Annotated in this window: 12 protein-coding genes; 8 read left to right on the top strand and 4 right to left on the bottom strand. The window is 38.6% G+C overall.

The features are described 5' to 3' along the window. Positions 1-8 precede the first annotated feature (8 nt). From B154_RS0123220 to B154_RS0123190, 7 genes are all read left to right on the top strand, one after another. Entirely contained in the window at positions 9-746 is a 738-nt protein-coding gene (locus B154_RS0123220) for a (Fe-S)-binding protein (RefSeq protein WP_018616757.1), read from the top strand. Next, positions 743-2,125, top strand: a complete 1,383-nt coding sequence (locus tag B154_RS0123215) for a lactate utilization protein B (RefSeq protein WP_018616756.1) — start codon at positions 743-745, stop codon at positions 2,123-2,125. The genes B154_RS0123220 and B154_RS0123215 overlap by 4 nt, the downstream gene beginning before the upstream one ends. A 77-nt stretch (positions 2,126-2,202) precedes the next feature. Next, the gene (locus B154_RS0123210; protein WP_026260379.1) at positions 2,203-2,787 is read left to right on the top strand and encodes a LutC/YkgG family protein; all 585 of its coding nucleotides are present in this window, start codon (positions 2,203-2,205) and stop codon (positions 2,785-2,787) included. Between the two features lie 89 nt (positions 2,788-2,876). Further along, on the top strand, positions 2,877-4,763 hold the full coding sequence (locus B154_RS0123205) for an aldolase/citrate lyase/malate synthase family protein (protein ID WP_018616754.1): 1,887 nt from the start codon (positions 2,877-2,879) through the stop codon (positions 4,761-4,763). A gap of 332 nt (positions 4,764-5,095) precedes the next feature. Continuing rightward, positions 5,096-5,971, top strand: coding sequence for a phytanoyl-CoA dioxygenase family protein (locus B154_RS0123200; protein WP_018616753.1), 876 nt, complete (start codon positions 5,096-5,098; stop codon positions 5,969-5,971). 388 nt (positions 5,972-6,359) lie between these two features. Continuing rightward, a complete protein-coding gene (locus B154_RS0123195; RefSeq protein ID WP_018616752.1) occupies positions 6,360-7,310 on the top strand; it encodes a UTP--glucose-1-phosphate uridylyltransferase in 951 nt (316 codons plus the stop codon). A 102-nt stretch (positions 7,311-7,412) separates the two neighbouring features. Next, positions 7,413-10,748 carry a UTP--glucose-1-phosphate uridylyltransferase gene (locus tag B154_RS0123190; RefSeq protein WP_018616751.1) on the top strand — a complete coding sequence of 1,112 codons (3,336 nt, stop codon included), beginning with the start codon at positions 7,413-7,415 and terminating at the stop codon, positions 10,746-10,748. 89 nt (positions 10,749-10,837) lie between these two features. On the opposite strand, the gene B154_RS0123185 is transcribed toward B154_RS0123190, so the two are convergent. Continuing rightward, positions 10,838-11,215 carry a hypothetical protein gene (locus tag B154_RS0123185; RefSeq protein ID WP_018616750.1) on the bottom strand — a complete coding sequence of 126 codons (378 nt, stop codon included), beginning with the start codon at positions 11,213-11,215 and terminating at the stop codon, positions 10,838-10,840. Between the two features lie 312 nt (positions 11,216-11,527). On the opposite strand from B154_RS0123185, the gene B154_RS0123180 reads away from it, so the two are divergent. Continuing rightward, entirely contained in the window at positions 11,528-12,214 is a 687-nt protein-coding gene (locus B154_RS0123180) for a peptidase M10 (protein ID WP_051084341.1), read from the top strand. Positions 12,215-12,405: 191 nt separating this feature from the next. Here the strand turns inward: B154_RS0123180 and B154_RS0123175 are convergent, their stop codons facing one another. From B154_RS0123175 to B154_RS0123165, 3 genes are all read right to left on the bottom strand, one after another. Continuing rightward, positions 12,406-13,155, bottom strand: coding sequence for a hypothetical protein (locus tag B154_RS0123175; RefSeq protein WP_018616748.1), 750 nt, complete (start codon positions 13,153-13,155; stop codon positions 12,406-12,408). Between the two features lie 534 nt (positions 13,156-13,689). After that, positions 13,690-13,917 carry a hypothetical protein gene (locus B154_RS0123170; RefSeq protein ID WP_018616747.1) on the bottom strand — a complete coding sequence of 76 codons (228 nt, stop codon included), beginning with the start codon at positions 13,915-13,917 and terminating at the stop codon, positions 13,690-13,692. Between the two features lie 442 nt (positions 13,918-14,359). Continuing rightward, positions 14,360-14,617 carry a hypothetical protein gene (locus tag B154_RS0123165; RefSeq protein WP_018616746.1) on the bottom strand — a complete coding sequence of 86 codons (258 nt, stop codon included), beginning with the start codon at positions 14,615-14,617 and terminating at the stop codon, positions 14,360-14,362. Positions 14,618-14,712: the final 95 nt, after the last annotated feature.

Genomic DNA, 14,712 nt, shown 5'->3' with positions numbered 1-14,712 from the left:
CTTGCCATATGACTGCCGGACTTTTTATACCCTGTTATGTAAACCAGTTTTATCCCAGCGCGGCCAAATCCACGCTCCAATTGCTGAAAAAATTAGGTGTCGATGTAGTGTATCCTGCCAAACAGACCTGTTGTGGACAACCAATGTCAAATTCAGGTTTTGAATATTTGTCCCAGGGGTGTAATAATCTTTTTATCGATAATTTTTCAGGATTTGATTATATCGTCGCTCCTTCCGCAAGTTGTGTGCTGCATATAAAAGATCATCTTCATTCTGCCCAAAATGAAGAACTGGCTACGATTATACGAACAAGAGTGTATGAACTGGTAGAGTTTTTAACCGACGTGTTGAAAGTTGAGAAACTCGATGCAGTTTTTCCTCATAAGGTCGGCATTCATCATAGCTGCCATGGCTTACGCGGGCTTCATTTAGCTCAGATGTCCGAACTAAATGCTCCTCCATTTTCTAAACCGAAGCGTTTATTAGATATGGTGCAAGGACTGGAACAGATTACGCTTGACCGGTCAGATGAGTGTTGTGGTTTTGGCGGAACTTTTTGTGTTGCCGAAGAAGCAGTTTCGGTAAAAATGGGAAAAGACAGGGTTACAGACCACACAAAAAATGGTGCAGAATACATTACGTCTTCAGACCTCTCGTGCCTCATGCATCTTGAAGGAATTCTTCATAGAAATAAAAGCTCCCTTAAGATTATTCACATCGCAGAAATTTTAAATTCTACAGTATGAAGCAAAGTGAAACAAAAGATCACGCAGGCTTAGCAGAAGATTTTATTAAAGATGAGGAGCGTGTAAATTGGCACGACGGTGCTCTTTGGTATATCAGGGAAAAACGTGATATAGCATCAAAGCAAATACCTGAGTGGGAACAATTACGTGAAGCTGCATCGAAGATTAAAAGCAATGTGATATCAAATCTACATGAATACCTTTTGCAATTTGAGGCAAATCTTACAAAAAATGGTATAATAGTACATTGGGCTCAAAATGCACAAGAGCATAACGAAATTGTATATTCTATTTTAAAGGCTAAGGAAATTAACCAGATGGTAAAAAGTAAGTCTATGCTTACCGAAGAGTGCCATTTGAATGAATACCTGGGAGAACGTGGGATTGATGTGATCAATTCTGATCTTGGAGAATATATACAGCAAATCGACAACGAACCGCCAAGCCACATAGTACTCCCCTGTATTCACAAAAGGAAGGAAGAAATAGGCGAATTGTTTCATGAGCATTTGGGAACCGAAAAAGGTTTGTCCGATCCCACATTGCTTACAAGAGTTGCCCGAAAACATTTGAGAAATGTATTTCTTACCCGTCGTGCAGCGCTTACAGGAGTAAACTTTGCAGTTGCAGAAACAGGTGAATATGTTGTATGCACCAATGAAGGAAATGCAGATATGGGCGCACATTTATCGGAAGTGCAAATTGCGTCAATGGGTCTTGAAAAAATTATTCCCCAAAAAAAGCATCTCGGCATATTTTTAAGATTACTGGCAAGGAGCGCAACAGGGCAACCCATTACAATTTATTCCAGCCATTATAAAAAACCGCGGAAAGGGCAGGAGATGCATCTCATACTGGTAGATGCCGGAAGAACACGACAGTTGGGGCGTACAGACTTTAGAGACTCTTTAAAGTGTATTAAATGCGGCGGTTGTATGAATACGTGCCCTGTCTATAGGAAGAGTGGCGGTCTTAGTTATCATAATACCATCTCCGGGCCTATCGGGGCTATCCTTGCGCCTAATCTTGATATGAAAAAACATGCAGATCTTCCGTATGCGTCTACTCTTTGCGGATCATGCTCAAATGTTTGCCCTGTAAAAATTAATATTCACGAACAATTATATAAGTGGAGGCAGGTGATAGTTAAGGAAGGCTGTGCGGCTAATACAAAAGCTTTAGGCATGAAAGCCATGGCGTGGACGCTGTCTTCTCCTGGTACATTTACAAATGCCGGTAAAGCAGGAAGATGGTTCTTACATAACATACCCTTTGTAGTGAATAATAAGCTCAATCCATGGTACAAGCAACGTGACATGCCGGAAGGACCAAAGGAGTCTTTTGCAGAGTGGTACGCTAAAAATGAGCCAAAGCGTTAAAAGCAAAAGACAGCTAAAACCTAATTGTAATAATGTTCTCCCTTGTAAAAAAATCTTTAAACAGTGCACAATCTTTTATGAGTAGCAGAGAAAAAATACTGGAAGCAGTTTTAAAAAATCAACCTCAAACAACAGTTCTACCCGATATAAGCATGTTTAAGGGTGATAAGAATGATATTATCCAAAGATATGTTGACGTTTTTAAAACCATTGGTGGTTCTGCTTTTATCGTTGATAATTTGGACTCCGTTAAAGATTTGATCAACGAGCATTTTGATGTAACTAAACGGATAGTAACTACATTACCAGAATTAAGTGATAGCGCCGAACTTATATCAGCTACCGTAGATCCTCATACTTATGAAGATGTTGAACTAGCCGTTATACGGGCTCCATTTTCTGTTGCAGAAAATGGAGCAGTATGGTTAACTGATGAATATATGGGCCAGCGAATCATTCCCTATATATGCCAGCATCTCGCTATAATTATTACTGCTGAAAGCATTGTTCCCACACTTCACGAAGCTTATGAAAAAATAGGTTTAGGTAGTTATGGTTTTGGAGGTTTCATTGGCGGGCCGTCCAAAACCGCAGACATCGAACAAGCACTGGTGCTTGGTGCGCATGGACCTTTATCAATGACTGTATTTATACTAAAATGAGAGAAAATCAGTTTTAAAAAAATTCATCAAACCCTTCTTTGTATTCATAAAATTCTTTAACTCTTTTGAACAACACCCCTTTCAATAGCATGACAAAAAACGTTACAATTAATGGAAACTTGCAGGCAACCTACAGCGATGTTTATACGCCTGAAGCTCTTTCAGCTATTTCAGCGCTTGCTCATTTTAACATAGATATCAAAGAGGCTATGGAGGCACGGATAAAGCGAAGATCAGATAGACAGCAGCAACAAAAGCGAATAACATTTCCTGATCCTGAAAGCTATATTCCAAGAACAAATATAAAGGTACAGGATGCCCGGGATGGTAAATTTGAAGGCGCTGTTATTCCACCTGATCTTCAAAGGCAATGGATACAGGGAACAGGTCCCGCTGCCAAACCCTATGCCCCTGTTGAGAGCAGTATTCGAAATGCTGCTTATGCCTTGCTTAGCGGTGCTGATGGATGGATGTTCGATGCTGAGGATGCACTTGGGCAAGTACAAGCCATGTCTCTGGATAACCAACGAAGTTTAAAACTTGCAATTAGCAAAGACCCGGTATTTTCAAAGGTTGCAGAGGTAGTGGCAGCAGAAATGAACCGTTGGTCTATGAGTTTCTTTGGACATAGTATTATTACAAATTGGAAACAACAGCTGGACTTTACTACAAAGATATTTCGTGCGCGTGGCCTTCACCTCGATGATAGGCACATGTTGGATGGTGATGGTGTTGCAATGGCGGCATCTATTGTTGATATGACATTATATGTAGCCAACAACTACCAGGAGCTGCAAAAAGCAGATTCTTCAATTGTATTGTATTTGCCAAAAATTCAAACGGCAGGTGAAGCAGCTCTTTGGAATGACATGATTACCGCTCTTGAAGAGCATCTTGGTCTCCCTAAAGGAGCTATTAAAGTCTATGTACTTGTAGAACAGCTTGAGGCCACATACCAGTTAATGGAGATACGTGCAGCGCTGGGAAAACATTTTGTCGGTTACAACACCGGGCGGTGGGATTACATTAATAGTGTAGCTGATGCGATGGCCTGGGATAGAAGCTTTATCAATCCCGATATTGAGGCGATTACAATGACATATGGCTATATGCGCAATTATGAACACCGGGTAAGATGTGCTGTTAACACACCTGATATCAATGGAAATTTTGCACTATGGCAGGGAGGTATGGAGCCAAATATACCGGTAGGTTCTGAAGAAGGTGTATCTGCCAGCATGAAAAAGGCAGTAGCGGGCGCTGAGCGGGAGCAGCGTGAAGGAGCCAGCGGAAAATGGGTCGCACATTGGAAAATGGTAAATATTGTACGACCAGTATGGGAAAAGATAGGTCAGCCAAACCAATTGGGAAGAGAATTCCCACGATTAACCTATACCCAACAAGATGCAGATGGTTTGGTACTTATCGAGCCTGCGCCTACAACTATACGGGGTGCCCGAAACCTGCTTAGTGTTGCTATTCAATATGGAAACGCATTTGGACAGGGAATGCAGGCTGCAGCGCTTAAAGCTGCGGATTTCTTCGGAAATGACGATGTTCTGTACCTGATGGAAGATATGGCTACAGGCGAAATAAGGTTAAGTATTTTGTGGGAATGGGTACACAAAGGCGCGAAACTTACTCGCGAAGATACGCACACGGGAACAAAGGCAGGAGATACTTTTTCTATGGTTTTGTTTGAAAAGCTTTTAGAAGAAGAATATGAAAAATTGTTGAAAGCAGGCAATAAAGATGTTTTTGAAAACTCAAAAACTACTACTTTACCAATTGCCAGAGAGATAGCTGTTGCATACATCCATAGCAAGGTAAAACTTCCCTGGTTTATAGACCTGCTTAATATCAACCTCAATAATATGGATATACAAGAGGCTAAGAGAAGGATCACCAGGTACATTGAGGTATTTGTAAAAGACGGCAGGCGTATTACAGAGAATCTTGATTTTTATAAAATGTAATGACAAAAAGTTAGATTAAAGTTCAAACAAACCGAATATGCTTCTTGTGAAGAAAAGGAACAAGTTCATGCGTAAAAATAGATTGCCCCTTATTTAGAATCTACTCTTACAGCCATTTCCGAAATAAATGCAGCCCAAGCACACGAAAAGATTACATGGGATAACATGGGCTCATCAAATGAACGAATAAATCCGAAGTTGAACTTGTCTCAATTCGATAAAAAACAATAAAATTTTACACTTTTGGATTTTGGTTTAAAAGCAAGGCTACCAAATTTCCTAATAAGAGAGGTGTAGTAGTATAAACGGTAAAAAGAATTAAAGTAAAAAATATGCATGAAGATTTAAGTAAATTTCATCAGCAGGTTGCAAACTTGTTTCCATGGCCTACAACTGCAAAGGAGTGGGATCAGTATCGTCTTACCAATGACCAGGTAAATTTTTTTAATGAGAACGGCTACCTGCCTGGTATTAAGATGATTAACGAAAATCAACTTGAAATACTAAGAGAAGAACTTTTTCAGTTAATCAACAACGGTCGAGACAATTCTCTTTTTTATGAATACAACAGCAACGAATCAACTGATCCTAAAACCATCCTTTTTCATGCGTTGGGTGAGTGGAGAATTACGAAAGGTTTGCATGATGTGTTATGGAACCCGGCTTTTATTATCGCCGCAAGTCAGCTTTTAGGTGATAAGCCGGTAAGATTTTGGCACGATCAAATTTTCTACAAGCCGGCAAAACAGGGTGGGGTAGTTGCCTGGCACCAAGATTATTCTTATTGGACAAGAACGAAGCCCATCGCACACATAACCTGTTGGTGCGCTTTAGATGATGCTACGGAAGAAAACGGTTGTTTACAATATATTCCGGGCAGTCATAAATGGGGACTTTTACCAAAGCCTGTAATCGCCGGTGACCTTCACGGTATCAGGGAATTTTTAAGTGAAGAACAGAAGAAGCAATTTGACAATGCCCAGTTCGCTCCCCTAAAAGCAGGAGAAGCAATATTTCATCATTCACTTACGCTACACGGTAGCGGTGAGAATAAAAGCTCACGACCACGTCGTGCATTTGTAATAAACGCTTTTGCTGATGGCGTTGTATCTGACAGTAATGAACCATTGCTTGCAGGAGTTCCGGTAGTACCAAAAGGCCAGAAAATGGAAGGTCAGTTTTTCCCTTTGTTGTTTAATGGCATTTGATCGCTTCCTGAAATCAATTTTTGCTTAGTAAAATTAAATGTATGTAATAATGCGGGCTGAAGGCTATTAAATTACATGTATCAACATAATTAACTAATCCATTTTGAAAGGGCGCAATAAGACAATTTTGTGCCCTTTTTTAAAATTTTTCTTTTTCTTCTTTAGGCTACTTCTAAATTTAAAATACGATTCAATTACACATTGATTTAAAGAAACCTCAGGGTTGCTTATTTAATTTTTGGTATGAAATAACCTGCAAAAGATAGAAACAGTACTTATTTCAATAGATTTACGGGAAGTGTTTTTTAATATTTACTTTTTTAAAAGAAGTTTATATAACTATTTTGCGGTCAAATTCGTCTAAGCTTAAGGAATTAAAAATCTACTAATGAAAATTAAAAAAGCAGTGATTACTGCGGCTGCCCGGGCCGAAAGATTATATCCGGTAGCGGATACAATTCAAAAAGCCATGCTGCCGGTCATGGATATTGATGGTCTGCATAAACCTGTTATACAAATAATTGTGGAAGAAGCTTTTTCAAGCGGTGTCGAAGAAATTTGCATTATCTGTGCTCCGGGAGATGGACAACGGTATGTTAATGCATTCACTTCTTTGCGTGATAACCTTGCAAAATCTTTTAAAAATGTTGGCTGGGCTACTGCAGAAGCTGAAAAAATAAATCACTTGCTTGATTATACACAATTTATTGAGCAAAAAGAGCCGTTAGGCTACGGTCACGCCGTGTACTGTGCAAAGGAGTTTGTAAATGACGAACCTTTTCTTCTATTACTCGGTGATTATCTATATGTTTCTAATCTCTTGAAAAAAAGATGCGCGGGGCAGTTAATTGATCTCGCAAGCACCGAAGCTTGTTCTGTTTCTGCAGTCAACCCTACTATTGAGCATCAGATTACCCGCTACGGAACCCTTACCGGTAAGCAGCTACCTAATCACAAGGGCGTTTACCAGATAGAAAAAATTATTGAAAAACCGTCACTGAGTTTAGCTGAACTTGAATTGCAAACTCCAGGTCTTCGTGTTGGTTACTACCTGTGTTTTTTTGGTATGCATGTTTTTACGCCTATTATTTTTCAATTGCTGGAGCAACAAATAAAACAACAGTCTTCCAATGTTTTGCTCACCCCTAGTTTGATGGAGTTAGCTCAAACAGAAAAGTATCTAGCATTAGAAATGAAAGGAAGCCGTTATGATCTCAGTGGAAAAAATGGTTATTTACGTGCCCAAATGGCTTTAGGCTTGGCTGGAGAAGCACGTGAAGAAACGCTGACAACCCTGGTGGATTTACTTGCTGAAGCGAATGGCCGAAACTGGAAATAATCATTAGCATAAAGGCTTGTACTTTTTATTGCAATTATTGTAAAAGCATTTAAATGGGTTACAAGCACAAATCGCACAAATAAAAATTTTAGAGAAGATAACATGAATGTTTTTATAGAAACTATTACTTCTGCCGATACTACAAAAAGAAACAGGTCTTTTTATGAAATAAGCAGAGGATTGTCATCAAAAGATTTGTTTAAAGCGTTAATAGAATTAGATAGTTTCAGAAAATCGACGCCAAACTTATATGATAAGGTAAGAGCCATTTTATTTTTATATGCAGGCTTTCGTTTTTTTCTTATGGAAGCACCTGAAACTCCTTCTGCGGGAAAAATTCCCTACGCTGGTTTTGAAGATTTGCTGGGCCGTAGATTTGAGCAAGCGATAACTACTTTTTTAAAGGAGCTGGAAGTAAATGGGCCCAATGCAACCTTATTTAGTGCTCTTGCCGAAAGTTATCATCATTTGTCTTTTCAAACACTGGCTGACCAGGTTAGAAAAAGCGTACGATCAAGTAAAGGTAACCAATGGATGTTTAGAGTCGGACACGAAGAGGAGCATCCAATTCGTATTCACCAGAAACTACTGAAACGACAGGAAGGATCCTTGTTCTTTCCTGTTTTGCATGAGCATACTTCGGTACGTATGGATCTTACACACAGTGCCTGGTCAGATATCTTCTTTCTTGGTATGGATTACCCGGAAGGTGCGCGTGTGATTAATTTATCAATTAACCTGGGTGTCTTTGGCCGGGACAAAGATATAAGACCGCCATTGCACAGTTATATACGTGTAATTGCAGAACCTGTTTTGCGCTTAACCAGTATTGACCTTAATACAACAAAAGATATAACAGACCTAGCCGATCTTTTTAATTTTGGCAATGACCATTTAAGCTTGGTAAAAGCCGGCGTAATTGCTTCTGGCTTAATCCCCCCTTCTTTTGAGGGAACCAATCAATCATTAGCAAATATTTTATCCCGCATTGTTGCTCCAGGAATGGGTATTGAGCTGGTGACTAAAGTAAACGATATTCCGAAGGGTTCGCGTTTTGCGGTCTCTACTAATCTGTTAGGTTCTATCATAACGTTGCTCATGAGGGCAACAGGTCAAACTAAAAGCCTTGAGGGAGGACTCGAGGAAAGTGAACGACGTCTTGTAGCATCGCGTGCTATTTTAGGAGAATGGATCGGTGGATCGGGAGGAGGTTGGCAAGACTCGGGTGGAGTTTGGCCCGGCATAAAAGCGATACAGGGTACTTTTGCACAACAGGCAGATCCTGAATTTGGTGTAAGCCGGGGAACATTGCTTCCTAAGCACACCGTATTGCAAGGTGAAGACGTTCATCCTGAGATGGGTAACAAAATTGTCAATTCCCTGGTGCTGATGCATGGGGGAATGGCTTCGAACGTAGGACCTATTCTTGAAATGGTTTCAGAGAAATACTTGTTGCGTGGAGAAAAAGAGTGGCTCGCCCGTCAGCAGACGAATGATATTTTTGACAATATAATCGCTTCAATTAAGGAAGGCGATATTAAAAAACTAGCTTCTAATACTGCCCGAAATTTTGAAGGGCCAATTAAAACTATTATTCCCTGGGCTTCAACATATTATACCGAACAAATAATTGCGAAGGCAAAAAAAGAATTTGGTGAAGATTATTACGGGTTTTTAATGTTAGGCGGTATGTCTGGCGGCGGTATGGGAATGTTTGTAAATCCTCATCAGCATGAGCACTATAAAATGAGGGTATTAAATATTCTTCATGAAACGAAAAAAGAGCTTTCTGCTTCTTTGCCTTTTGCCATGGAACCGGTTGTGTACAACTGGAGTATAAATTATAAAGGTACATGGGCAACAATACACGAAGGACCTGAAGCACTAATGCCTGAGCAATATTATGCTATTCATGTATCCGAGCTTGTACGTAAAGAACCTTCTTCCATTGCTTATATACGTAGAGCAGAAATTGATTTTTTTACTACACATTGCGAACAGAATAACCTTGCTTACCCGCTTCTCAGAACGATAATAAGTAATTTGTTTAAAGTCTCTGATCCAAGCTCTCAAAGTAACAGAAGCAATGAAAATGAGAAAGCCGATAATATAAAAAAAGAGAATGGATTTGATTTTATTCAGCACGAAGAAATAAGGGAAGAAATACAGAAGGGGCGCATCGGTCTTTCCCGTAACCGCTTGCCTGCCGAGACCACAATTGAAGATGTTGAACCACAGGACGTGGTAAAAATGGAAAATATAACCTCTGCTACTTTTGCTGGTGAAGAAGCTATAAAAGCCGGAAGGGTAGCTGTAATGAGTTTAGCTGCAGGGGTGGGCAGCCGATGGACCAAAGGCGCGGGTGTTATTAAAGCTATTAATCCGTTTGTAGAGGTAGAAGGCACTCATAGAAGTTTTCTTGAAATACATTTAGCTAAAACCCGCAAGGTTGCAGAAAAATATAACGCCTCTATTCCGCATATAATAGCCACCAGCTACCTTACTCATGACCCAATTTATAAAAAACTCAAACAAACTGAGAATTTTGGATATGATGGTACAGTTTTTCTCTCGCCTGGCCGTTCTATCGGACAGCGATATGTACCCATGGAGCGCGATTTAAGATTTATGTGGGAAGAAATGCCGCAGGAAACATTAGATGAAAATAAACAAAAAGTTCGTGATGCAGTAAGACAAAGTATGATCGCCTGGGCCAAGTCAAAAGGAGAAGGAAGTGATTACGTCGATAATATAGCTGCACAACGATTTTCCCCTTTGGGTCACTGGTATGAAGTTTCGAATTTGTTGCGTAATGGCGTGCTGGCTAAACTTTTAGAACAACGTCCTCAACTCGAAACAATAATGCTGCACAACGTAGACACATTGGGCGCAGATATAAATCCTGGTGCGCTTGGCCATCATTTGCAGTCAGGTAATGTGCTTACTTTTGAAGTTATTGCCAGAAGAATTGAAGATCGGGGAGGTGGACTTGCCCGCGTTAACGGACGAGTACGGTTACTGGAAGGGTTGGCGCAACCGCGCGAGGAAGATGAACTTGCTTTAAGCTACTACAATTCTAATACCACCTGGATACAAATTGACCTCCTTTTGAAACTTTTTAATCTTACAAGAGAAGATCTTAAAAAAGGAGATGAAGCACTATTGGCTAAAGCTGTTAGAAGTGTAGCACATCGCATTCCCACCTATGTAACAATTAAAGACGTGAAATATCGTTGGGGACACGGACAGGAAGATATTTACCCGGTTGCGCAAATAGAAAAATTGTGGACAGATATGACGGCATTAAATGATATTAAATGTGGCTACATTGTAGTTCCAAGAAACCGTGGACAACAAATGAAAGACCCTGCGCAATTAGACGCATGGGTTATTGATGGAAGTAAAGATCATGTAGCCTCTTTATGTTCATTCACCTAACTATCTTAACTACTTATTTTATTTGATTTAAAACTTTTATTAGCCTGGAGCGAAAATTAGAGTTACTTAATTCGCTCCAGGATTTATCGTTAAAAGGGTACATTGATTTCCCGTCCTGTTAAATAATAATAGAAATTTTGTAGTTGATGCACGAAGAAAATTCTGGTGTTTAGCCAATGACACAGGGTGTTGTCCGGACGGTGAAAAAGCATCATTTTATGCGAATATAATTCGTATGTAAAACCTTCATCCGGAAACTTATCATATAAACTTGTTTTTCCCCGCTGTTTAAAGCCAGCCATTGCAAGTATCTCCGGTGTTATTGGTATCGGGTGCAGGTTTTCGGGGCCAAAGGCTCCTTTCTGTCCTTTAAAATGCACTTTCGTTTCGGAAATACCTGTTACGCAATATTTAACTTCTGATTCAGTTATCCAGTTTCCAATTCTCAAATCAAATGTTGGGATCATGCTTTAATTTATAAGCACTATAAAATTGTGCCAATAAACCACTATTTACATTTAAAGCTTTAAAATTTTTAATTTGTAAGCTTAACGGAAAATATTCAATACAGTAGTTGAATAAATACCTGTGAGGGGGATAAAAAAGAATTCACGTAAGTAAATTTCTAAAAACTAATTTTATAGTAACTTATCCTATTGTTTGGCTTTCTATTTATTGCAACTATAAAAATTAATGATCCCCTCTATAAATTAAAATGGAAGGATCTTTCTAAAAGAAGTTTTTTTATCAATCGATTGAAATTAAAAGGAATAAACATAATGGGAGAGGTAGAATTAGATCGTATTCACAATACAGTTATTATTAAATCACACATCATCACGTATGGGAATGCTGCTGGCGAAAAGGTTACTGAGGCAATAAGGGAAGAAATAGAAACGATGTGGAACGAACCCAAAGGAACAATTTACTTTAAAAAAGTTCCTCTTCGTGTAAGCTTCAGGATTACGGCAGAATTGCGTCCCTCTATTGATATAGAAGAAGTTTATAGCAATACAGACCCTCGTAATAATTATTTCAGAATTGAGGAATACGCGAGCGGAAATATATCTTTTGTCGATGGTCTCGGTTGCAACAGTGGTTATTTTAAACTTGAAAACTTATATATAGGCTCAACAACTGCTGCTCATGAGTATGGTCATACGCTTGGCTTGGATCATCCGGCTAACATTGATTTCCGGGGCAGAGGCATCCCTGGCATTATGTACCCCCGGGGAACTTTGGTAGATCCACAATTCCAGTACGATCCAACAAAACCGGCAGGCGTTACCGGGGGTACTATGCATCCTATGTACCGAAAAGTTTTTGCGGAAGATATCGCATCTCTTAAATTAGAAAAGCTCAGATTCCAAAATGAAAAAGCAATTGTAGGTGAATTTTCCAATGTTTTTCATTTAGAGCACAGGGAACAAGAACTTCCAGGTAATCAATCTTCCATACTTACATAAATTATCCTTGTTGTTTTTGTCTTACAAATTTAGAGGATGAATAAGATTCGCGTCAGCAAAAACAGTTGTCGAATGTTATTAAGGTAAACAGTCAGAATGGCTGGTTAACAAACCAAAATAAAAATCAGCTTCATCTACTGTTGCGCTTTTTGTTATCACAACTCTTCCGGTTTATTAGACTTATTAACAAATCAAGGTTTAACATGAATTGTATACTCAACACTATTTGTAAAGCCAACTGCTGTAAGTGCACCGCCTATTGTTAGGATGTGATCACCAGGTGTGGGCGGAAGTTGGACTTTGGCCCAGTATCCATCGGTATAGGTAGTGCTCAAAGGGGTATTACAGGGTTTCTTTTCGATTATATTATTAGAAGGATCTACATGAAATTCAAATATACCTGAATTGTGTCTTAAGTCTTCCTGAGGTTTTGGTAGAAGCGATACGCCATCAAATGTCAACGTAAGGTCGTTGGGGCCTTGGAAATACTTTTTCATAATACCGTGAAAAAAGTCTTCCGGTGTCTGACCTGGTTGTGGTCCAAAACTAGGATCACAATCATCATACCAGGCAGCTACAGTTATCAATGGAACAAATACATACTGATATTCACTCAAGCGGATGGTAACTGTCCTATTCACTCTGTCTTGGCTAGAGCTTCCCGCAAGCATAAAAATACCAGAAGAATAAGGTTGTGCAAGATATTGTAGGTTCCCATTCTTGTCATTAATGGGTGAGATGTTCGCGTTTCTTCCATAAACCCATTTTGTCCAGTCGATAATTAATGTCGCAAATTCTTCTCTGGCGTCTCTTGCTGCCACACGATGACCAGTATTAAAAGTACTTAACGCAGGTGACTGTTTTTGTTGTAATACGGCTTCGTCTTTAGTGCAGTTTGAATAGATAAATGCTGCTACAACTACTACAAATAACTTTTTCATAATAAAATTGTTTTGATTTTAAGTTAATATGGAAATTGATGTTTCGCCGGGTTTTCTAGGTTAATTTTGAATAGAGTGGCACTTTATATAAAATTAAAACATTATATGTATAATACATAATATTTTTAAATAATATGTAAGAAATTCAATGGTGTATTAGAGGAAACTTAATAAAGACCTCTTTGGCTGGTGTAAACACAAAAAGAATTTCGCAAGCAATAATGCCTACGAAAACTAATTAAGGTTCCACTAAAAGTGAGCAGAGTATTCGCGCCAAGTCAGTTTCTCTTGTTGGAAATCTGTAATTAAGAGAAGATGTATTATTATAAAACCTCGGTTTTTTTGGTAGATGTTAGTTAGAACAATAGAATGGATATAAGCACTCGAAGAATTAACTTCCTTCATTTGCTACTTATTAATTTATTGGAAGTATTTTGGTAATTAATTCTATAGGCTTTGTTATTGCAACATTTGATTGTTACAAAGCTTGTATTATGAATGCACAGCCGTTTAAATACCTAATTGAATCTATCTTTATGGCCTTGTATCATCAAAATCCTGTTCCCGCTGGTCTTCATTTGACCAATCCTGCAAGGCGTCGTGAATCTTCTCCATCAAAGGTTTTTTTTCATTTTCCTCTTCTTTTTTATCAGCAGATTGTTCTGACCTCAAGCTTTTTTTGTCATTCTCGCTTTGGCTAATGTTACCACCATCATTTTCACCCTCAGGGCTACGCATGAAGAAATTATTATACTGTACCATAATTTTTACAATGAATATTTAAATGAAGTTCTACAAAAAGAATACAATTAAGTCTAATACTAAATCTTTGCCAGCACATTTTACCCCGCTGTGCACTTCTTTTTTAATCGAAACCAAACCCTTATTACTTGTTTGACTCTAATTTATCTTGCATAGATACCGGCTACAATTAATATCAGCCGCAAATAATAATCTTCACAGAACTGTCGTTATTATTTTCAATTTTGTTAGCATTAATTAAAATAAATCTAAAAGTATAAAACATGTTAGAAGAATCTCTTTATGAAACCGTCTTTAATAACTCAATTGGTATTTCTCCCAAAGACTTGATGGAGTATTATCGCTATATTTGCGAACAGTAATAACGGTACGTTTACAAGTATGTACGGTCGTACCGTTATTAACTTGTCATCAACTTACAGTTATATAGGCTGTTAAACTCCTACAAATATATTTGCCCTAAAATTTTCTCCCCTTCCTTTTGGCGCTTTATTCTTTTCTCTATCTTATCTAATCCTTTTACAAAAGCCCTGAATAAATCAACTTTTTCTTCCTGTAAGTAAGGTGAGGTAGCTATAACAACCAGTACTATACTCTCAAGATGTTTTCGTCCTCCCGGTCTTTTGAATAATAATTCAACTGTACCTGTATCTCCCTTTGACATTGTATGTATTATTTCTTCTAATTTTTCTATATCCATTCTTACCACCTTTAATATAGCAAAGGTCCATATCCTATGGCAAACAAAGTGTTATGATTGTAAAGTATCGGTGGAAAGAAAGTTGGATAAGCACC

This window comes from Segetibacter koreensis DSM 18137 (assembly GCF_000374045.1).
In the GTDB taxonomy this organism is placed as follows: Bacteria; Bacteroidota; Bacteroidia; order Chitinophagales; family Chitinophagaceae; genus Segetibacter; species Segetibacter koreensis.
This window is presented reverse-complemented; position numbering and strand designations above follow the sequence as displayed.